A 21,288-nucleotide genomic window follows, 5' to 3' on the forward strand; every position below is an offset into this window, starting at 1 on the left:
CTCGTTTCCCCTAGTCATGAGAGGGCATTTTTTGTCTACATCAAACGAGTTGATCAGTGCAAAAGCCGCCTCCGGCATCGAAGGTCTGGATGACATCCTGGCCGGTGGTTTGTCCCGCGGGCATGTGTTTTTACTGGAGGGGGAACCCGGAACCGGCAAAACCACCGTCGCTTTGCATTTCCTGCTGGCCGGCGCTCGTGCCGGCGAACGCTCGTTGTACATCACGTTGTCGGAAACCGAGCGGGAGCTGCGACAGGGTGCGTTGTCCCACGGCTGGGAGCTGGATGAAAACATCCACATCTTCGAGTTGACGCCCCCGGAAAGCCTGCTCAATGCTGAGCATCAGCAGAGCTTGTTGTATTCCTCGGACCTTGAACTGGGCGAAGCCACCAGGCAGATTTTCGAAGTGGTCGAACGGGTCAAGCCGACCCGCGTGGTGCTCGACAGTCTTTCCGAGATCCGTCTGCTGGCCCAAAGCTCATTGCGCTACCGTCGCCAGATCCTCGCGATCAAACACTACTTCGTGCGCTATGACGCCACGGTGGTGTTGCTGGACGACCTGACCACCGAATCCCTCGACAAAACCGTGCACAGTGTGGCCCACGGCGTCATTCGCCTTGAGGAACTGACCCCAAATTATGGCGCCGAGCGCCGGCGAATCCGTGTGGTGAAGTACCGTGGCCAGAAGTACCGTGGCGGGTTTCATGACTTCACCATCATGGGCGATGGCGTTCATGTGTTTCCGCGCCTGGTGGCTGCCGAGCATCGCGGTCGCTATATCCGTCAGCAACTGTCCAGCGGCATCAGGGAAATGGATGCCTTGCTCGGTGGCGGGATCGAGACCGGGTCCAGCACGTTGATCCTCGGCCCGGCCGGTACCGGCAAATCGCTGATCTCGATGATCTTCGCCGCTGCCGCCGTGGCCCGTGGCGAAAAAGCCGCGCTGTTTATTTTTGATGAAGAGCTCGGGTTGCTGTTCGAACGCATGAAGAACATTGGCATCGACCTCCAGGCGTTGCAAGACACCGGCAACCTGCTGATCGAGCAAGTGGACGCGGCCGAGTTGTCCCCCGGGGAGTTTTCCTACCGGGTTCGTCGCTGCGTCGATGAGCGCAACATCAAAACCGTGGTGATCGACAGCATCAATGGCTATCAGGCAGCGATGCCCGAAGAAAACTCCCTGGTACTGCACATGCACGAGTTGCTGCTGTACCTCAATCGCCAGGGTGCCGCGACCTTCATGACCGTCGCCCAGCATGGACTGGTCGGTGACATGCAGGCCCCCGTGGACATCACCTATCTGGCCGACACGGTCGTCCTGCTGCGCTACTTCGAGGCACTGGGCAAGGTGCGCCGGGCGATTTCGATCATCAAGAAACGCACGGGCAGCCATGAATCGACCATTCGTGAATACCGCATCAGCGCTCAGGGCATGACCATTGGTGAACCGCTGGATGCATTTCAGGGGGTATTGCGCGGTGTCCCGACCTATCTGGGCGCCAGCAATCCTCTGCTTGAGGAACAAAGCCCGTGATCGCCCGGGAAGCGATGTCCGAGCGTGCAATCATTCTCGCGCCGCTGGGTCGCGACAGCCAGATTGCGCTGATGATGCTCAATGAAGCGGGTTACGACGGGGTCATTACTCGGGACCTGGTGGCGTTGTGCAGCGAACTGCAGCAAGGGGCAGGATTACTGCTGATCTCTTCCGAGGCCTTGCTGGGCGGTGATCTTGAACCGCTGCTCGGGCTGATCGAGCAACAGCCGGCCTGGTCCGACCTGCCGATTGTATTGATGACCTACCATGGCGGCCCGGAACAGAACCCGGCGTCGCGCTACGGCCCACAGCTGGGGAACGTGACCTTTCTTGAGCGCCCTTTTCACCCGGTCACGTTGATCAGCCTGGTGACCACCGCATTGCGCGGTCGTCGACGACAGTACGAAGCCAGGGACCGGCTGATCGATTTGAGTCAAAGCGAATTGCGACTGCAAAACACCCTCGAAACCCTTGAACAGCAGGTTGAGGAACGCACCGCCCAGCTGCGACACAATGAAGAAGCCCTGCGCCAATCGCAGAAGATGGAAGCCGTCGGCCAGCTCACCGGTGGCATTGCCCACGACTTCAACAACATGTTGACCGGCATCATCGGCAGCCTTGAGCTGCTGCGCCGACGTCTGGCCCGTGGGCGCACCGAGGATCTGGACAGCCTGATCGACCTCGGCGTGACCTCAGCCAACCGCGCGGCGGGCCTGACCCACCGCCTGCTGGCGTTCTCCCGGCGTCAGTCGCTGGACTCCAAACCCGTGGAGATGAATACCCTGGTGGTGTCCATGGGCGAACTGCTTCAGCGCAGCATCAACGAAACCATTCAGCTGGACATGCAGCTGAACGAGCAACTCTGGGTGGCCGAGGCTGACCCCAATCAACTGGAAAGCGCCCTGCTCAATCTGGTGATCAATGCTCGGGATGCGATGCCCGATGGCGGCAAACTGGTGGTAAAAACCAGCAATCAGTATCTGGACCGCGACTTCACCGAGACGCAAAGCAACCTTCAACCGGGTGATTACGTGGTGCTGAGCGTCACGGATACCGGGTGTGGCATGCCGCAAAGCACCGTCAACCGGGCCTTTGACCCGTTCTTTACCACCAAGCCTATCGGTCAGGGCACAGGCCTTGGATTGTCGATGATCTATGGCTTCAGCAAGCAATCACGCGGCCACGTCGCCATTCACAGTGAAGTAGGCGAAGGCACCACGGTGAGTCTGTTTCTGCCGCGATTCGACGGTGACCTGCCTAAGGACAGCCCGGTGAACGTCCAGCACGCTCCGTTCGCGCGCAATGGCGAAACGGTGCTGATCGTCGAGGACGATCCGGCGGTGCGGGTGTTGGTCAGTACAGTCTTGAGTGACCTGGGCTATGCCTTCGTCGAGGCGGGCGATGCGGACAGCGCGGTGCCGATTCTCGATTCCGGGCAGCGTATCGATCTGTTGATCAGCGACGTTGGATTGCCCGGCATGAATGGCCGGCAACTGGCGGAAATCGGCCGGCAATACCGGCCTGATCTGAAGGTGTTGTTCATCACCGGCTACGCCGAGCACGCGGCGGTGCGCGGTGGCTTCCTTGATCCAGGCATGCAGATGATCACGAAGCCCTTCACCTTCGACCTGTTGACGGCGAAGGTGCGGGAGATGATCCGCGTGTGAGACGTCTGCGTCCATGGGTCAGGTTCACTTTTCACCCCCATAGGGGTCGCTGACTGCTGCGCTAGAGCGGTGGAACAGTAGCTGACAGCGGATCGCAGGACTGAACCGGCCTCTTCTTGGCACGGCCAGTACCCTTCTTTGATAGCCCCGAATCTGATTCGCGCCGTAATATTTATACATTAATTTTGTATTGCCTAAATTTCGCCTTGGGGTCCAATCTTAGAAGCGATGTTAACGGCGACGAACTCAAAGAATATAAACACGCAAGTTAAACCACCTGGTTTTCTGTTTAATTTTGTATTGCACCATGGCGCAATACAAAATCTGTATGCGCTGCGCGAGATATGGATATCTCCAAAATTCGTTTTAAAAGGAACTTTAAATGGAATTGACTCCGAAGTTCATACACGACCACCTTCGTCATGAGCGAGTTTTCACGCGAGACGTAGGATATATCTGTGACCCAGTTGAAGTCTGGTGGACAAATCACCAGCCCGACCTGTCAAATCACGCTTTGAAGCTTCAGCTAATTTCCCTGTTCAGCGATACATTGCGTGAAGACGACAAGCGTTACTTTGATAGTGTCGGAAAGAATGGCGTCTCAGCAGTATGCTTGACAGGCGTGTTCCGAACGGACAATTACCGCCTCGCCTTTATAGTTCACGAAGCATTGTGCGAACTTTTCCATCTTCGGGACATCAAGTATCCTTATGAAAATCATAAAGCGATATTCCTCAAAGAAAATGCCGAAAAGTATCGAAACTGGGGAAATGGCTATGGTGACATCACGCCTCATTCCGATGATCTGTACGAAGTTGAATCAACCGATCTTCTCGCACTAACCGTCTGTCGCGATGAGACATGCACGCCAACACAGTGTTTTCTTGCTAAGAATATTATTGACTGTCTCAGTGATACAGAGCTGAAGCAACTTGCGCAAATGAGCGCACGCTTTCGATCGGGAAAAAACGTTGAACTTTTGAAAAGTCATGAGAGAAAACTGATCCAGTACGATCCAACCTACGGAATACAGGTTTACCTCGACTTCCGTATTGATACTGATATCGGCGCGCGCATGGTGCCAACCAACCCTGTCGACAGTCAATTGATTCGAATCATAAGGCAGCGAATACCGTCGTGGACCCCGATCTGTTCAGCCGCTACCACGGGTACCTTTCTTATTTTAGCGAACCATAAGGTGCTGCATGCCCGTCCCATTTTAAATCTGGACATCCATACCGCAGCCACTCATGCACGGAGGATAAAGCTCAACGAAACACCCCGCCTGTTGTTTCGTAGCAAAGGACCGAGACACAATTTGTCTTTATCACCCGGATATGACGCGTATCTCTAAAGCAGTCAGAAGTACGGCCCTCGCTTGAATTTCAGAACCACATCGTTGTATGCCTACCATAAGGATATCCAATGAAAGGAGCCTTCATCGTTCGACTCATTATTGCGACTTCGTTCTACACGATTCTGGGTCGCGCTACCGTCTGGTTTGATCCCATTTCGAATGCGATACTTGTTTTCGGTAGCCGCTTTTTTCTGGTTTTTTCGCCGTTCTTTTTTACGCACTTCAGGGCTAACGCAATCCTGGCAGCCACATTGTTAGCCGCGTTGGGTGCTGTATTGCTCTTGATCCCAGGCCAGATATTCCTCATTGCGGGAGCGATATGTCTGGCGACCGGTGTTAGCGTGGCGGGTTATCTGATTAGAGCGTACGCCTCCGAAAACATCGGTGCAGCGGCGCGAAACAAGGTTGCAATAAACTCAGGTGTCATCCTGGCCGGCATCGCTCTTTCAATTCCAGCCCAAAGCAACACTGTAATAGCGCTGACAAGCTTCATACTTCTGTTACTGGCGGCGTATGTGGCTCGAAGTATCGTTTCCTCCCGGACCCGTGTCGAATTACCCGCAGGAAGCACTGCGTCCAGATCCATTCAATTGGCATGGGTGCTCCTGGGTTTAACAATGGGCATCAAACTGTACAGCCCGTTTACCCTGCTGCCCCAATATATCGTGTCGACAACTGGATCACTCGCCCCGTGGTATGGAATGGTTGTCTTGGCCAGTAGCGTGTTCATCGTCATTCTTCAAAAACCAGTTATCAGCGTTATGGGCAAGTTCACTGGTGACAGAGTTTCGATGATCACCACGTGGCTGGCAATGTTCTGCGGCCTCTGCGTAATAGCGCTGCCCGGGCCTTTCCATGCAGCGACATTCACCGGCGCACTTGTATGGGTAATGATGCTCTCGTTAGTTGAATGTTTTGCCAGCTACCTGGACGTATTTGGAGCGAAAGACAACTGTCTTTTTATCAAAGAGCTTGCGGTCGGGGCTGGTGGAGGACTAAGCGCCCTGGTCTCACGTTACGCCCCTCTGGAAATATCTGGCCCAATCCTGGCATTGACCGGGATGGCTTTCATCGTTGTTGCGGTGATGATCATTCTAAATTCAAGCTCGGCTTATCGACCGAAACTCAGGAAATACGATGCGAATTAACAGAGTGTCCATCAGTTTGCTGCGCATCCCCCTTCGAAAACCGTTTGTGTCATGCCTTCGCCGTGTTCAATACATCGAGGACGTGGTCATCGAGATAGAGACGGATTGCGGCTTGCGTGGCTACGGAGCAGGTACACCCTCTTTGCGAATGAACGGCGAAAGCGTCGATTCGATAATATCGGCAGTGAGAAACGTATTTGCACCCACCTTGATGGGCAAGGATGTTTCGAAGTTTGAAGCGATCCTAACGTCGCTGGATCATTCCATTGCCGGGAACACAGCCGCAAAAGCATCAATCGACATAGCGCTACACGACCTTATGGCTCAAGCCGCCGGCCTTCCGCTTTATCGTTTCCTGGGTGGTGACAGCCAGCAGATAACGACGGGCATCTCGATTTCCCACAACACGCTTGATGAGATGGTGAGCGATGCTGCTGCCGCTGTCAGCAACGGTTTCACTACCTTGAAGCTTAAACTTGGCTCCGAACAGGGTATTGAGGACGACCTCCGACGGGTTCGAGAGATCCGTCGCTCGGTTGGGGGACATATTGAAATCGGAGTCGACGCCAATCAGGCATGGAGTGAAAACGATGCGCTGAGATTTGCCGAACATGTCGAAGCTACCGCAATGAATCTCTCTTTTATAGAACAACCTGTGCTATTTACCGAGAGGTCCTGCCTTGGTCGAGTCACCGCCGCCTCGCGTGTTCCTGTGCTGGCAGATGAGAGTTGCTCATCGCTACTTGACGCAGCCGATTTGGTAAAACACGGAATTGTAGACGGGCTCGCCATAAAACTGATGAAGCTGGGGGGTATCCGCTCCGCAAGATCGGCTTACGACCTCGCTCGCCTGCACTCCAGGATTTGTGCGGCGACGTGTCTCATGGAGTCTCCCATCGCGATAGCTGCAATGGCGAGTTTTTGCTCAGGCAGGAATTTCAGATTCATTGATCTCGACGCTATGGCGTTGATCACTCGCAATCCCGTAATCGGTGGCGCGACGATGTCGATAAATACGCTTCTCTTGAGTGATAAGCCGGGTCTGGGAATACAACGAATCGAGGGCTTGGAGCCGGTGCTCAGTATTAGCTGACGTGCGGCTATCGGAGTCGAATACGTTCATTGCGCCTCAATCAAAGGATAAGACCGACATGGAAAAATGCTTGATCGTCGTTGGATACAACAACGTCCGTATTTACGACATCCCCAAAATTCAACGAGCTTGCCATCAACTCTTCGACGCGAAGTTATTACTTGTGACAGAAAAGATCGAAGAAGCCGATCGTCACGCCGCCGATGAATTAGTCGCGTGCCCCCTTGGGAATGACGCCGTAGAAACGTCGACTCGATGGGTGTGCGCAGAGCTTGATCGGCTTGAGCTCAAACCCATCGGCATCCTGCCATTTTCAGACCGTGGCGTGCTGCTTGGCGCCACACTGGCCAAGCATTTCGGGCTTGCTGGAGTAACGCCGCACGATGCACTTGCAGGCCTCGACAAGCATGCGTTTCGCAACCGGGACGCACAAAGTAAAGCTCACGCTCCAGCGTACAAACCTGTTCGTTGCGTTCATGTACGATCAAAGGCGCAGTTCCAGAACGCTGTAGCTGAGCTCGGTGGGCGAGCTTTCGTCAAGCCGGTGAACGAAGGAAATAGTCGTGGTTGCCATGTCGTCCCCTCCATCGAGCACTGCGAAATCATCTGGGCAGACTTAAGGCAATATCACGACAGTGGAATTATCGTCGAAGAATTGATCGAGAATGCTCAAGAGTACAGTTGGGATTACGTGGCGGGATGCTCGTGGATAACGGAGAAACATACAACAACGGGGCTATACCGCGCAGAAGTACAACAAATTGTGCCTGCACCATTGCCAGAAGATATCCGTCGTCAGGTTGACGCCGCCGGGAATCACATGCGGCGACTGGTTCCAGACGGCGGCGCCTACCACAACGAAATATTCTCGCGCCCCGGACTCACTGCCGCAGTAGAAACAAACATGCGGCCAGCCGGCCTGCACATTTGGGACTTGGCTGCGTTGTCGTTTAAAAATCTGGATCCCTGGGAGATCTGGGTGCGGTGGGCTGTCACTGGCGTTGTCGACGAGAGGTCGCCAGATCCTCTGTGCTACTCCGGTATTCGGCTGATTAAAGCACCGGTGTCAGGGGTTTTGACTGCGCTTCCGGACATTGGGCAAATCGCGGCCGAGCTCGGAATCGACGTGCGAGATTATCGATATACGAAACAACCTGGAGAGCGCGTCACGGATATCCCTCAAGACAACTCAGACTTTTTGGGTGAAGTCATAAGCTGTTCCACTGAGTACACAGATCTCTGCGCGCAGCTGCTTGAATTGACGTCGACGATTGAATCCAGGATGAGCTTCGCTTGATGGGTGCACTCTCCCACTGGTGAGTCGCATCCGCCGCGTCTGCGATCTTCTGATTTTTCAAGTATTTCAAAAGATCGCAGTTCACGGCTGCCCCCACCTGAAGGTTTGGTGCCGAAATCCCCCGACAGGTCTTACGAGAGCATTTCCTGCATAAGCTCCTGCAGCACATCCAGATCAAACGGCTTGGCCAGGATCGGCGCCTTACGGGTGATCGGGCTGTCCGTCTCGCGGATCTCCTGCGGATAACCGCTGATAAAGATCACCTTGAGCTCCGGTCGCAGCTTCACGGCAGGTTCCGCAATCTGCACGCCAGAGATCCCGCCCGGCAGGCGGAAATCGGTGATCATCATGTCCAGGTGCGGTTTGCTCGACAGAATTTCGAAGGCCTGCTCGCCGTTTTCGGCCTGCAATACCCGGTAGCCCTCACCCGACAGATAGGCAGACAGCACCATCAAAATCGAGGGGTCATCTTCGACGATCAATACGACGTCTTGTGCATCTTCACTCATGGGAAGCCTTTGTTCGGTCAATAGCTGCTGATACGACCGTGGGGTCGATCAGAGGTTGCGTTTATCTGGCTGTTTTCCTACAGCGGCAGACAAACGCGAAACAAGGCGCCTTCGCCAATCCGGCTTTCGACGGTAATAAAACCGCCATGGGCGGCCACAATCTGCTCGGAAATAAACAACCCCAGGCCCAGCCCCGCGACAGCGTGTTTAGCCGTGACGCGTTCGAACTGCTGGAAAATACGCTTCTGGTTCTCTTCGCCGATGCCGATCCCCAGATCGCGCACTTCCACCCAAGCCTGACCACTCTCACTGTACACCTTAACGGTGATCGGACTCTTGGCGCCGTAGCGCAAAGCATTGGTCAGCAGGTTGGACATCACCTGTTCAATGCGAAATTCGTCCCAGCTGCCCAGCACCGGTTGCTCGGCCTCCAGGGTGACCGAGGACTCGGCAGCATCGATCTGTGGTGCAAAGTTCTGCAACAAGTCGCGAACCAGCGCCGACAGATCGAAGCGCGTCGGTCGGATCGACAACTTGCCCGTGCGAATGCGCGACACATCGAGCATGTCCTCGATCAAGCGAATCAGGCTTTTGATCTGCCGCTCATCGCGATCGACCATCGCGTGCATTTTGTCCAGGGTGAACGCCGCCGCGTTGTCCCGGGCCAGGTGCATCTTGCGCAACTGGGTTTCGAGGATAAGGCCATTGAGTGGCGTGCGGACTTCGTGGGCAACGATGGACATGAAGTCATCGCGCATGCGCACCGCTTGCTCCAGTTCCAGCTGGGTACTCTGTAACTGCTTGAGCAGCGCTTCCTGCTCGCGGCGGCTTTGCTCCAGCTCTTCGACCTGTTGTTTCATCGCCTTGCTTTGGCGATACAGTTCGACGAACACGTTGACCTTGCTCTTGACCGCATGGATATCCAGCGGCTTGTAGAGGAAATCCACGGCGCCGCTTTCATAGCCCTTGAACGCGTAGTTCAGTTCACGACCGCCCGCACTGACGAACACGATCGGAATGTTCTTGGTCTTTTCCGTACCGCGCATCAGCTCGGCCAGTTCGAAGCCGTTCATGCCGGGCATTTGCACGTCGAGAATGGCCATGGCGAACTCGTGTTGCAGTAACAGCGACAAGGCTTCGTCGGCGGACAAGGCTTTATAGACGATACGGTCTTCGCGCTTGATCAACGCTTCGAGCGCCAACAAGTTCTCCGGCAAGTCGTCGACGATCAGCAGTTTGGCCTGGATATTACTTAGCATGCGATTCGTTCCAGCTCGACAAGCAGACGGCCGATGCCGCGAATAGGGAGAATATGGTCCGGCTGGTGTATATCAAGCGCCGCCCGGGGCATGGTCGCGACCTGGGCTTCGTCCGGGTCCTGAACGATGGTCATGCCTCCACGACGCTTGACCTGGGCCAGGCCGCGGGCACCATCACGGTTGGCGCCGGTCAACAACACCGCGGCCAGCGTTGAACCGTAGGCATCGGCGGCTGACTCGAACAGGTAATCGATGGCCGGTCGCGAATAATGCACGCGGGCTTCCAGGCTCAAGGAAAAACTGCGGTCCTGCTCCACCGACAAGTGATAACCCGGAGCCGCGAAATACAGCGTTCCCGCTTCGACCAGCGTCTTGTCGCAGGCTTCCCGCACAGGCATGGCTACCCGCCGTGCGAACACCTCGACCAGATGACTGCGACGTACGTCCGGCAAGTGCAAAACCACAATGATCGGCAGTTTGAAGCCCTCTCGCAGTGAGCCGAGGATATTCAGCAATGCCTCCACTCCGCCGGCCGAGGCGCCGATCACAATAGCCTCTATAGAAGGCAGATCCGCTGCACTGTTCATGATTTTCGGTAGACCCGTTCTTGTTTGACCAACGGTTCGAACTGGTTGCCGTAAGACGAGAAATCAAGGGTTTCCTTGCTGCCCAGCACCAGAAATCCTCGATGGCAAAGGGAATCATGGAACAAACCGAAAGCACGATCCTGAAGCTTTTTATTGAAATAAATCAAAACATTACGGCACGAAATCAATTGAGTTTCTGAAAAAACACTGTCAGTCGCCAGGCTGTGATCGGCGAAGGTCACGTTCTCACACAGGGTCTTGTCGAAAATGGCGTAACCGTAAGCCGCCGTGTAGTACTCGGCGAACGAACCCTGGCCACCTGCCTGCTGGTAGTTATGAGTGTAGGCGCGGACACTCTCCATGGAGAAAATCCCTTGCTTGGCTTTATCCAGCGAGCGCGGATTGATGTCGGTGGCATAGATGATGGTGCGATCGAGCAAGCCTTCTTCGCGCAGCAGAATGGCCATCGAATAGACCTCCTCACCGGTGCTGCAACCGGCAATCCAGATCTTGATCGAGGGGTAAGTCTTGAGCAGCGGCACCACTTCCCTGCGAATCGCCAGGAAATGCGAAGGGTCGCGGAACATTTCGCTGACCGGGATCGTCAGCAGTTGCAACAACTGCATGAATGCCGCCGGGTCGTGCAGGACCTTTTCCTGCAACGCTGAAATGGTCGTGCACTCGAACTGGCTCAACGCGTGATTGACCCGGCGTTTGATCGAAGCACCGGAGTAATCGCGAAAGTCATAGCTGTATTTGAGGTATATCGCCTCGATCAACAAGCGCAATTCGATTTCAGTGTTCTTTTCCACTAAATGCGTTCCATCTTCGGCAACCACACGCGAATCAGCGAGAACAGGCGATCCAGGTCGATGGGCTTGGCCAGGTAATCGTTGGAGCCCGCTTGCAAGCAGCGCTCCTGATCGTCCTTCATGGCCTTGGCCGTCACCGCAATGATCGGCAGCTTGCGCCAGCGCGGGTCCTTGCGGATCTCGATAGTGGCTTCGTAGCCATCCATCTCCGGCATCATCACGTCCATCAACACCAGATCGATGTCCTCGACTTCATTCAGTCTTTCAATCGCTTCACGGCCGTTCCGGCCGATGACCACGACTGCACCCTTTTGCTCCAGGGCACTGGTGAGGGCGAAGATGTTGCGTACATCGTCGTCCACCAGCAGCACCTTACGACCCTCGAAGACCTTATCGCGGCTGCGCGCGGTCTTGAGCATTCTCTGGCGTTCATGGGACAACCCGGATTCGACTTTGTGCAGAAAGAGTGTCACCTCATCGAGCAAACGCTCTGGCGAGCGCGCCCCCTTGATGATGATCGAGCGCGAATACTTGCGCAGCTCGGCTTCTTCGTCCCGGGTCAGGTTGCGCCCGGTGTAGACGATCACTGGAGGGAACGAGCAGATATCTTCCGTGGACATGCGCTTGAGCAAGTCGTTGCCGAGCATGTCCGGTAGCTTCAGGTCGATGATCATGCAATCGAAAATCGTCGTGCGCAGCAGGTCCAGCGCATCTTGTGCCAGGCCAACGGCAGTGATCTCGATGTCCTCGTCACCGATCAGCCGGGCAATGCTGTCGCGCTGCAAATCATCGTCTTCGACCAGCAGGACGCGTTTGACTTTCTGGGTCAGCTTGGCCTCAAGGCGGGCAAACACGTCCTTGAGTTCTTCGCGGGTGGTCGGTTTGACCGCGTAACCAATGGCCCCCATGTGCATCGCGGCTTCGACCCGGTCTTCCACGGAAATCACATGCACCGGAATGTGTCGGGTTTCGGCGTGTTCCTTCAGGCGTTGCAACACAGTCAACCCGGAATGATCCGGCAGACGCATGTCCAGCAGAATGGCGTCCGGGATGAATTCCCTGGCCAGGTCGTAACCCTCGTCCGCCCCGTGCGCCACCAGGCACTGATAACCAAGCTCATGCGCCAGGTCGTAAAGGATATTGGCGAAGTTCGGCTCGTCTTCCACCACCAGAATGCAACGCGTGGCGAATGGCGCTTTGGTGCGATCGTCGTCGAAACGCGGAATATCGACTTCGGCAATCAACGGCACCGGCGCGGCGGGCGTTACTCTCGGTGTTATGGCAACCGGCGTGGCTCTCATCGGTTCGACAGGCTCTTCGCCCGGTTCAACGTATTGCTGCGGCAACACCAGGGTGAACACACTGCCCTGCCCCGGCTCGCTGGTGACGCTGATGGAGCCGCCGAGCAAAGCGGCCAGGTCACGGGAAATCGACAAGCCCAGGCCGGTGCCGCCGTAACGACGATTGGTGGTGCCATCGGCCTGGCGGAAGGCTTCGAAAATACCGTCCTGCTGATCCGCGGCAATGCCAATCCCCGTATCGCGAATGATAAAGGCAATACCGTCGGCGGGCTGACTGGCAACTGTCAGGCTGACTTCGCCTTTTTCGGTGAATTTCACCGCGTTGGACAGCAGGTTCTTGATCACCTGCTCCAGACGCTGGCGGTCGGTGAAGATCATCATCGGCGCACCGGCCTGCACTGCGACCTGGAAATCCAGTTTCTTGTCGGTCGCCAAGGGTTGGAACATCCCGCGCAAACCATCCACCAGACGCGCGACACTGGTGTTTTCCGGTCGCATCTCAAGCTTGCCGGCCTCGACCTTGGAAATGTCGAGAATGTCGTTGATCAAGTTGAGCAAATCATTGCCGGCGGAATAAATCGACTCGGCAAACTTGACCTGCTCGGCGCTGAGGTTTTCCTGAGGGTTTTCTGCCAGCAACTTGGCCAGGATCAACGAGCTGTTCAGCGGCGTGCGCAACTCGTGGGACATGTTGGCGAGGAATTCAGACTTGTACTTGCTCGAGCGCTGCAACTCTTCGGCGCGTTCTTCGAGCTGGATCTGGGCCTGATTGAGCTGGGTGTTCTTCAGGTCCATGGCGTCGCGCTGGTCCGCCAGGATCTGACCCTGTTCGGCGAGTTGCTCATTGGTTTGTTCAAGTTCGACCTGCTGGGTCTCCAGATGCACCTGAGATTCCTTGAGAATCCGCGACTGCTCTTCCAGCTCTTCGTTGGCGGTCTTGAGTTCTTCCTGCTGGACTTGCAGCTCTTCATTGAGCTGCTGGGTTTCAGCCAGCACTTCCTGCAGACGCTGGCGATAGCGAGCGGCCTCGATGGACGTGCCGATGTTGCCGGCAATCAGTTCAAGCAATTCGACATCGCGGTCCGTCAGCGGGCGCAGGAAACCCAGCTCGATCACACCGTTGACCCGATCGTCATCACTGGTCGGCACCACCAGCACACTGTGCGGCAGACCTTCACCCAGGCCGGAGCTGACCTTGAAGTAACCGCTCGGTACGTCATCGAGACGGATCAAGCGAGCCTGGTGCGCTACCTGGCCGACTATGCCTTCATCGTTGTAAATCTGCTGTTCGCGCGCTTCCTGCTCGCGGGAGAAACCGTAAGAAGCAATGCGCTTGAGACCGCCATGGTCTTCGCGGACATAAATGGCAGCGACGGCGGTGCCCAGGTACTGCGCGCAGAACTGCAGAATGTTGCGACCCAGCAGATTCAGCGACAGTTGCCCCAGCACTTGTTCGGCCAGTTCAGTCTGGCCATTGCGCAGCCAGGCTTGCTGTTCCAGACGCTGGGCACTGGCCTGTTGCCTGGCGAGGGTGGCGCTGTAGCTTTGCGAAAGATTGAGCAAATCCCGACGACCAATATAGGCCAGCAAGGCGCTGATCCCGGCGATGAATAACAGGTAAAGGCTGATGCTCCAGATCGTGGTACGGCGCACTTCTTCGTTGCGCGTGGTGCGCAACTGTTGCTCCATGTCGATCACGTCTTCGAATTGCTTGCGGATCTCATCGGTCAGCCGCTTGCCGCGCCCGGCCTTGACCGCGCTGCGGTAATCGCCGCTGGATCGCTGCAATTCAATCAGGGACTGCGCGTAAGTGGCCCACTCATTCTGCAAGGCCTGGAGCCGGTGCAGACGATCGGTCTGCACCGGGTTGTCCGCGGTCAGGTCGAGCAAGGTATTGAGGGCGACAGCGATTCGCGGCTTGGCCGTTTCGTAAGGTTCAAGGAAGTGCTCGTCGCCAGTGAGCAGGAAGCCGCGCATACCGGTTTCCAGATCGACGGTCAGCTTGATCGATTCATTGGCGTTATTGATCACCCGGTCAGTGTGCTCGACCCACTGGATCATCGACAGAAGGTAAGTAATCAGCGAAACAAAGAACACTGCACTGAGCACGCCGACACCTAACGGCAGGCTGAGGTTGCGGCTCAGGAGTTTGCGGAATCGTTGCTCATCAACCGAAGACGCGGATGTCATGGGGGGAAACCTTGTCGAACTGTTGAAAACCAAGGAGTTTGCCCCAAAAGCGCCGGTTTGATCCAACTATCTGATACCTTTCCGCGCAAAATCCTACATTCTACTGCTACACCGCAAAGGAGCGGTTATCCTTGCCGGCACTTGGGCGGCTATTCTTTTTTCTACCGCGTGGGAACTTGTCGGGTTCCGTCACTTACTCAAGCAAGAGCCCGGCGATTTCGATCGACCGACAACCGCGAATTCATCCTCTGAGAACCCACTATGTCCGCCACCGCGTCCATCATCCTTGTAGTCGAAGACGACGCCATCGTGCGCATGCTGATTGTCGATGTGCTGGAGGAACTCGAGTTCAAGGTGCTCGAGGCCGATGGCAGCGAACAGGCGCTGGAGTTTCTCAACGATGAAGACCAGTACATCGATTTGATGATGACCGACGTTGGTTTGCCGGTGATGGACGGCCGTGAATTGGCCACCCAGGCGCGGATGCTGCGTCCCGAGCTGCCCATCCTGTTTGCCAGCGGTTATGCCGAAAGCATGGATGTGCCCGAAGGCATGTCGGTGATCGGCAAGCCGTTCTCTATTGATCAGTTGCGCGACAAGGTCAAAGGCATGCTGGCTTGAGAAAGTTGTCTGGGGCTGTGGCCCCTCCATTTCTGCATAAACCGACGCAAGGCTGCATTTTTCGGCGTTTTTCGGCTCTGACCTGTCAACTCTGACAGTAGAAAAGGCCGCCCGCCTGGCGTTTGATTGGACCGGTGATCCCACTCATAAGGAACCGAGTCCATGCCGAGTCGAACCGAACGCTACGCACGTTATTTGAGAATCAGCGGATTGTCGTTGATGCTCATCGCCGGATATGGTTGCCAGTCAGCCTCTTCCGACAATCCCCAGCACTGCTTTGAACAGAGCGGACAGGCGTTCAGCGAAGTATTGAGCTGCTATCGCAAAGCCGCAGCGACGCAACCGCTGCGCTACATCAGCAAGGGGCAAGAGCAACAGCCCGGCGTCAACATCCGGCGCTTCGAGCTGATGTCACAGTCCTGGGGCCAGAGCGGTCAAGTCGCCCCGGCAGACTGGATTCACGGAGTCGACCTGTACATTCCCGACCACGTAAAGGGGACGCGCGCCGTGCTGGTCGCCAACGACGGCGTTAATAACCCTTTGCCCGGTGGGTCCCCGGGAGCACCCAATAACTTTTCGCAGCAAACACTGCTCAACATTGCCCGGCAAACCGGTTTGATCGTAGTGGCTGTCAGCAATGTCCCTAACCAGTATTTGACCTACAGCGATGACGGCGTGCGGCGCATAGAAGATGACAGCGTTGCCCGCAGCTGGGACCTATTCATGCAGGCCCCGGAACAACAACCCTTTATGTCGCTGCATGTGCCAATGATGGAAGCGCTGGTCAAGGCCATGGACCTGGCGCAAAAGGAAACGCAGCCAGGCCAGGTGGTGAGTTTTCTGGCTACCGGCGCGTCGAAACGCGGTTGGGCGGTATGGCTGTCTGCCCTTGCGGACTCACGCGTCGATAGCATCGTGCCGTTTGTCATAGACGTCTTGAATACGGACAAAGTGTTCGACCAGACGGCTCTGGCTTACGGCGGTAACTGGCCTCTGGCGTACTTCGACTACCACTCGCAAGGCGTGATCGCCCAACGCAAGAGCGAGCCGTTCAAGAAGTTGCTGCAAGTCGAAGATCCGATGAACTATCGAAATCTATCCGGCTACATCGACCGCTTGAAGATCCCGAAATACATCGTCAACGCCAGTGGCGATGACTTCTTCATCCCGGATGCTTCACGCCAGTATCTTATGGATCTGCCGGGTGACAATACACTTCGGGTCATTCCCAATGCCGCCCACGATGTGCGGGCGTTTGTTGAAGCGAACCTGATTCCTTACATCAAGCGGCGGCAGGCCGGCAATACCGCACCGAGGTTAAAGGCACAGGAACAGCACCTGGACGCCACATCGACCACGTTGCAACTGACCTTGTCCGAAATGCCAATCAGGATGACCCAGTGGACAGCCCACAACCCAAAGGCCCGGGACTTCAGGTACAACTGCGGCGTGCGCTACACCGCAGCACAGTTGCCGGCCTCCACGGAAGTCCATGCGACTCTCCGTGCTCCCAAGGTGGGTTGGAGCGCAGCGTTCTTCGAGGCTGAGTACGCAGACGGCGTTATCGAAACGACGATGGTCAAGGTTCTGCCGGATACGTATCCGAATCAGGCACCACCCGCCGATGAGGCGTTTTGCAGAACACTACCCCCCACCCTGGGTCAGTGAATCAAGACACGACAATCTCGACCGTTTTGCTCAGTGGAGTTGTCGTGTTTCCTTAACTGTTTTTGGTCATTCATTTTCTTGCGCCTGCCGCCGGAGCGTTCAGCTCAGTGCCACGCTTGCTGTCGCTTAATACAACATCAATAACTTACCTCCCCCTGAAACTGATTCTTCTCTCCAATAGTTTGCCGCCTTGCCAGCAAACATCGTCTATTTATTACCCTTAGGCCGTGTGCCTTCGCGAATGAACACAACTTATAAAAATTCGCTATCGAAATACGCATTAACACAACGCTCTTTGCTTCCCAGATCGAATTAAAAGAGTATTTCCGCCAACTTTCAACCCACACAAAGTCAACGGATTTACTTATGAGCAGTATCATCACCTCACCCCCTCAGACACCTGACTACTTTGAACTGACAAAAACAATTCGAGGCGAACAAGAGGATTTTATTCGCGCACTTGAAATTATCATTCAGGGCGCAGAAGACAATGAACCTGTCGATCTTTCGAACATCCATATTCCCCACCGCCCAGGCACTCCGTTTGATGAGGCCTATGAGCCAGGAAGAGTGCTTCTGGAAAAAATGGTTCACACTTCCGACTTTTCCAAGCTCAGCGAAGCCCTGACTATTTTTGACAAAGAAACTTGCCTTAGAGTCAATGTGCGCGGTGATCTCGATGTTCGCCGACACACCCCTTGGATAAGCCTGAGGGATGAATTTAGATATTTTCCTGGTCTCGAACATTCATTATCAGTGATAGGTGAATTGGCAGAGATGGCGGGCGGTTATATTTACTTCAACGACCCTATTAGCGTTGAACAGTGGCTAACCTTCCATCAGTTCAATATCCCGAAGACGGTGGGCGAAACAAAAAACCTGATCAGGTTTCTACACCTCGATTTACCCGATGCCTCTCCGGTTGGTAACTACTGGCAAGCAATCTCGGGCGCTGAAAGCTCCCCGTTTTTGCTGAGCGCAGCGGAACGTGAGCGAGTGATGGCGCTCACCCGTGAGGTGTTCAAGCACCCTCATGAAATTCTGGAGGAGCTCGCTCGACCAGTCATTTCAGATAAATCCATCGAACAGGTGGAAGCGGGAGCCGGTTACCTGCTGGACCAGATCCTGGAAACCGAGAGAGCAATAGAATATGGACGCGAATACCTCGCCGCTGTGGAGTGGTATGGCACCGATGATGGACAAGACGCCTGTAAAGAACACGTACAGTCGTTGCTGTTGGCAGCGGTCATCCTTGGATTTGATTCATCGGCTGGCCAAACACGAAATCAGATCGCAGGCTATGACCTCTATCAGCCTGGTAACGTTGATCGTAGTCCCCTCGCTGTTCGTGGGGATCTTGAAGATCACCTCGCCGGATTGAACAAAGAGGCAGGCCGTGCGACACCGCTGGCTTCGTTTATCCTCCTTGCGGGTATCGCGCCTGAATTTCTCGTCAGGGACCTGCCCGAGTCATTGCGACTGGGCTCCCCGGCCTGGGTCACATTCAGTCAGGCCGTAGCGTTGGCCGAGCTCAATGACCCCGGATCGTCTCGGATGATGACGTACAGTCAGCTGCTGGATTTTGCGGCGCTTGAGCCTGTGACTTCAGAACTCTCGCTGCTACACAGTGTTGTGGCGATCAACCCTATTATCAACTGGGCAGCATTAAATGGAGTGATTTCGGCTGATACGCATGGCAATTACAATGAACACGCATTGCATGTTGCGACTTCCGCCTTCAGCGAATATATCGGTCACTTCGATAGTGTTATCCATGCACTCACCAGCCCTCTGCCTTCCCGGCAGGCCCTCGCACTTTCACAGTTGCAAAAAGAACTTCCGGGGTGCGACTATCTCGACAAAAAAATTCTGGTACAGGCAGGGAAAGGATTTTACGCCAATCGCGGATCATCACTAAAGATGTCGATGGTGGATTTGCACATGTCTGATGATCTTGCATTAGGTGAGTGGAACCGAAGTGGCACCAGCATTTATAAGTCTTTCCCGCAAATCACATCGTTGTATCCCGTGAGTGAGCTGTTTGAGCCCGCATTCGATGCCTACTATGAAAAACTTGAAGCCGGTGTCGTCACTAATATAAAACTCGCTCTGGCACAGTTGCCCGATCAGGACCGGATCGCACTTCAGGTGGGCGAAATCAGTTTTTATACGATTCGAGAGTCGGTAGCGGCCCTGCACAGCACGCCAGCCAGTTCAGTCGGTCTTGTCGGCGTGAACACCAAACCTGCGCAACGGACAGAGAGACAGATCGACAAAGACGCGGCCATCTGCCGTTACGGAATAGTCCTCTGTGCGACTTACCAGGGCCGCGTCAGCTGTTATGAAGTGTTCACTCTGCGCGGCGAATGTCGAAAAAATACCAGGCTGGGTCGCTTACTTGTCGACTCGGGCAAATTAAATTCAACTTCCCGGTTGGACTTCAAGGGGAACTTGACTGACCCAAGTCCGGCGGTCGCCCCCTTTCACTTGCCGATTGATTTCGTCGCTTACAGTCAGGGAGTTGCACCTCGAGACGATATTTCCAGTAAGGCGGTGATCGAAAAACTCGGAGTACTGTCTGCCCCGTCGATACTTCCACCCTTGTGCAGTAGTCCATACCATAGCTTTTGCACCGAACAGTTTGAGGCTATCGCTCGCTTCATCTTCAAGCACCGCCCCTTCGCGACGTATGAAGAGCTGTACCGCAATGCCGAGGGTAGAACGGCGCTGGAGCTTGAGCGAGAAAAAGCCGAGCGCATAGGCACCTTCATCATTGATTTGATTGTGCCATTCAAAAAATGCATTGAGGACCTCTCTTCGGATGACAAGACGCGCCAGGCTGAAGGTGCCGTCGGGTGCATCATCGATGGGCTTGCGATTCTCGCGGTGGTGATCGGTGTCCCTGCACAGTTTGCGAACGCAGCAGCCAAGACCGCCTCCCTGGCCGCAAAAACCGCCCACTTGGCCAGGATTGGTGTCGGTGTGACGCTCTCAATCCTCAATCCTTTGGATGGCACGCCTCAATTGTTGTTTGGTGGTGTCAATCTGCTTAAAAAGGGTTTCCTTAAATTGAGCAAACAGGGAGCGGTTGCCCTGGACAACGCGACGTTTCAGCTGCAACGGCTCACGGGACGCGCACAATCCTATGACCTGTTCAGGGCGGCCAATCGTACGGATGTCAGGCAAGGTACATGGCAATCGCTGGGAGACTCTGCTGAAGCTGTCTCAATTTTGGCTATTCGCCACAAGCACCAGTGGTATGCCCTCAATCTGCGGACTGGCGAACCGTGGGGCCCCGCTTTGAAGAACTTTCGTGTCACCAATGATTTGGTGCGAGTACCCGGCTTGCATCGAGTCATGCCTAAAAGCTATGCACGAACCGTCATCACCAACGCGTTACCCATTGCGGGCCAAAAAATCGACTTTGCAATTGACGTACTGGGCAAGCGAATTCACGACGGCGACAGCAAATTCGTACTCAAGGCGTTCTTCGGTTCGGACTCGGATGAGGTGATCGAATGGTATCTGGACGGTCTCAAAATCATGAGAGACGATCTCAAGACTGTCTCGATCAGTAACTTCACGGTTGATGGATCCAGCGCAGGGGATGTAATGGGCGGACTTTACACCAATCGCTACAAGGCTTGGCAAGCCTCTACGAAGGCAGATCAAGCACACGAACAATTCATAGTGTTCTATGCCGACCAACTAAATCATTACTACCGACGCATGAAATACGACGACAGCAGAATCGCTGACATATTGGTGCACGAAATGTCTCATGGCGGGCCAGGCACTCTGGATTTTTTCTACGCAGACAAAAGTCTTAGTAAGTCCTCGGGGCTGGGTGACACGGAAGTATCCGAATTGCTCAATCTGGCCAAGGGTAGTGAGTATATTGCCCCCTCCAGCAGGCTTGCCGGTAAAGATGTCGGAGTGCTGCTCAACCCATCGGAGGGTGACATCGTGCCGTTTCTAAACGAGGCGCCCGGTTTACTTAATGCTGACTCCCAAGCCGTTGTTACTTCGTTACTGAGTCAGTCGGTGACGAATGCTCCGGCTTTTCAAGCCAATCTCTCCCATCTACGCGCAATGTTGAAGGAAGCCGGAAACAAGCGCATTACCGGACCTATACGGCTGAATCTAGGACAGGGTTCCATTCCCGTGAGGTGAACTTCAGTTCGGTCTGCTGTGATTTAATGGCGCCCCCTCTCTCGCGCCCATCTACCTACATCAAGGAATACC

At 55.0% G+C, this 21,288-nt stretch carries 14 protein-coding genes; 9 read left to right on the forward strand and 5 right to left on the reverse strand.

What is annotated here, in order from left to right:
* Positions 1-31: 31 nt before the first annotated feature.
* From KW848_RS01920 to KW848_RS01945, 6 genes are all read left to right on the forward strand, one after another.
* Positions 32-1,534, forward strand: a complete 1,503-nt coding sequence (locus KW848_RS01920) for an ATPase domain-containing protein (protein WP_218535083.1) — start codon at positions 32-34, stop codon at positions 1,532-1,534.
* Between the two features lie 14 nt (positions 1,535-1,548).
* Complete coding sequence (locus tag KW848_RS01925) at positions 1,549-3,201, forward strand: ATP-binding protein (RefSeq protein ID WP_256365008.1); 1,653 nt, start codon at positions 1,549-1,551, stop codon at positions 3,199-3,201.
* A gap of 382 nt (positions 3,202-3,583) precedes the next feature.
* Positions 3,584-4,555, forward strand: coding sequence for a hypothetical protein (locus tag KW848_RS01930; RefSeq protein ID WP_218535088.1), 972 nt, complete (start codon positions 3,584-3,586; stop codon positions 4,553-4,555).
* 71 nt (positions 4,556-4,626) lie between these two features.
* Positions 4,627-5,706 (forward strand): hypothetical protein, encoded by a 1,080-nt coding sequence (locus KW848_RS01935; RefSeq protein WP_218535089.1) that lies wholly within the window; start codon positions 4,627-4,629, stop codon positions 5,704-5,706.
* On the forward strand, positions 5,696-6,799 hold the full coding sequence (locus KW848_RS01940) for a mandelate racemase/muconate lactonizing enzyme family protein (RefSeq protein WP_218535090.1): 1,104 nt from the start codon (positions 5,696-5,698) through the stop codon (positions 6,797-6,799). Before KW848_RS01935 ends, KW848_RS01940 begins: the two co-directional genes overlap by 11 nt.
* A gap of 58 nt (positions 6,800-6,857) precedes the next feature.
* Positions 6,858-8,096 (forward strand): acetyl-CoA carboxylase biotin carboxylase subunit family protein, encoded by a 1,239-nt coding sequence (locus KW848_RS01945; RefSeq protein ID WP_218535097.1) that lies wholly within the window; start codon positions 6,858-6,860, stop codon positions 8,094-8,096.
* Between the two features lie 131 nt (positions 8,097-8,227).
* On the opposite strand, the gene KW848_RS01950 is transcribed toward KW848_RS01945, so the two are convergent.
* The 5 genes from KW848_RS01950 to KW848_RS01970 all read right to left on the reverse strand — a co-directional run bounded on the left by KW848_RS01950 (position 8,228) and on the right by KW848_RS01970 (position 14,754).
* Positions 8,228-8,605: a response regulator gene (locus tag KW848_RS01950; protein WP_008146959.1), complete on the reverse strand. Its 378-nt coding sequence runs from the start codon at positions 8,603-8,605 to the stop codon at positions 8,228-8,230.
* Positions 8,606-8,682: 77 nt separating this feature from the next.
* Positions 8,683-9,864, reverse strand: coding sequence for a hybrid sensor histidine kinase/response regulator (locus tag KW848_RS01955; RefSeq protein ID WP_192408434.1), 1,182 nt, complete (start codon positions 9,862-9,864; stop codon positions 8,683-8,685).
* Positions 9,858-10,451 carry a chemotaxis protein CheB gene (locus KW848_RS01960; protein WP_218535098.1) on the reverse strand — a complete coding sequence of 198 codons (594 nt, stop codon included), beginning with the start codon at positions 10,449-10,451 and terminating at the stop codon, positions 9,858-9,860. Before KW848_RS01960 ends, KW848_RS01955 begins: the two co-directional genes overlap by 7 nt.
* Complete coding sequence (locus KW848_RS01965; protein ID WP_192408432.1) at positions 10,448-11,263, reverse strand: protein-glutamate O-methyltransferase CheR; 816 nt, start codon at positions 11,261-11,263, stop codon at positions 10,448-10,450. Before KW848_RS01965 ends, KW848_RS01960 begins: the two co-directional genes overlap by 4 nt.
* A complete protein-coding gene (locus tag KW848_RS01970) occupies positions 11,263-14,754 on the reverse strand; it encodes a response regulator (protein WP_218535103.1) in 3,492 nt (1,163 codons plus the stop codon). Before KW848_RS01970 ends, KW848_RS01965 begins: the two co-directional genes overlap by 1 nt.
* 261 nt (positions 14,755-15,015) lie before the next feature.
* Here KW848_RS01970 and KW848_RS01975 point away from each other — a divergent pair, with 261 nt between their 5' ends.
* The 3 genes from KW848_RS01975 (at position 15,016) to KW848_RS01985 (ending at position 21,216) form a co-directional block, all read left to right on the forward strand.
* Entirely contained in the window at positions 15,016-15,375 is a 360-nt protein-coding gene (locus tag KW848_RS01975; RefSeq protein WP_218535107.1) for a response regulator, read from the forward strand.
* A gap of 162 nt (positions 15,376-15,537) precedes the next feature.
* Positions 15,538-17,043, forward strand: a complete 1,506-nt coding sequence (locus tag KW848_RS01980; protein WP_218535110.1) for a PhoPQ-activated protein PqaA family protein — start codon at positions 15,538-15,540, stop codon at positions 17,041-17,043.
* A gap of 366 nt (positions 17,044-17,409) precedes the next feature.
* On the forward strand, positions 17,410-21,216 hold the full coding sequence (locus KW848_RS01985; RefSeq protein ID WP_218535112.1) for a hypothetical protein: 3,807 nt from the start codon (positions 17,410-17,412) through the stop codon (positions 21,214-21,216).
* Positions 21,217-21,288: the final 72 nt, after the last annotated feature.

The sequence above is a fragment of the Pseudomonas sp. PDM25 genome (genome assembly GCF_019219045.1).
In the GTDB taxonomy this organism is placed as follows: domain Bacteria; phylum Pseudomonadota; class Gammaproteobacteria; order Pseudomonadales; family Pseudomonadaceae; genus Aquipseudomonas.

What these genes read in the sequence shown, in the direction of transcription:
- KW848_RS01940 (WP_218535090.1), top strand. Translation starts at nt 5,696, where the DNA reads ATGCGAATTAACAGAGTGTCCATCAGTTTGCTGCGCATCCCCCTTCGA.
- KW848_RS01925 (WP_256365008.1), top strand. Translation starts at nt 1,549, where the DNA reads ATGTCCGAGCGTGCAATCATTCTCGCGCCGCTGGGTCGCGACAGCCAG.
- KW848_RS01955 (WP_192408434.1), bottom strand. Translation starts at nt 9,864, where the DNA reads ATGCTAAGTAATATCCAGGCCAAACTGCTGATCGTCGACGACTTGCCG.
- KW848_RS01985 (WP_218535112.1), top strand. Translation starts at nt 17,410, where the DNA reads ATGAGCAGTATCATCACCTCACCCCCTCAGACACCTGACTACTTTGAA.
- KW848_RS01945 (WP_218535097.1), top strand. Translation starts at nt 6,858, where the DNA reads ATGGAAAAATGCTTGATCGTCGTTGGATACAACAACGTCCGTATTTAC.
- KW848_RS01950 (WP_008146959.1), bottom strand. Translation starts at nt 8,605, where the DNA reads ATGAGTGAAGATGCACAAGACGTCGTATTGATCGTCGAAGATGACCCC.
- KW848_RS01935 (WP_218535089.1), top strand. Translation starts at nt 4,627, where the DNA reads ATGAAAGGAGCCTTCATCGTTCGACTCATTATTGCGACTTCGTTCTAC.
- KW848_RS01960 (WP_218535098.1), bottom strand. Translation starts at nt 10,451, where the DNA reads ATGAACAGTGCAGCGGATCTGCCTTCTATAGAGGCTATTGTGATCGGC.
- KW848_RS01930 (WP_218535088.1), top strand. Translation starts at nt 3,584, where the DNA reads ATGGAATTGACTCCGAAGTTCATACACGACCACCTTCGTCATGAGCGA.
- KW848_RS01980 (WP_218535110.1), top strand. Translation starts at nt 15,538, where the DNA reads ATGCCGAGTCGAACCGAACGCTACGCACGTTATTTGAGAATCAGCGGA.
- KW848_RS01975 (WP_218535107.1), top strand. Translation starts at nt 15,016, where the DNA reads ATGTCCGCCACCGCGTCCATCATCCTTGTAGTCGAAGACGACGCCATC.
- KW848_RS01970 (WP_218535103.1), bottom strand. Translation starts at nt 14,754, where the DNA reads ATGACATCCGCGTCTTCGGTTGATGAGCAACGATTCCGCAAACTCCTG.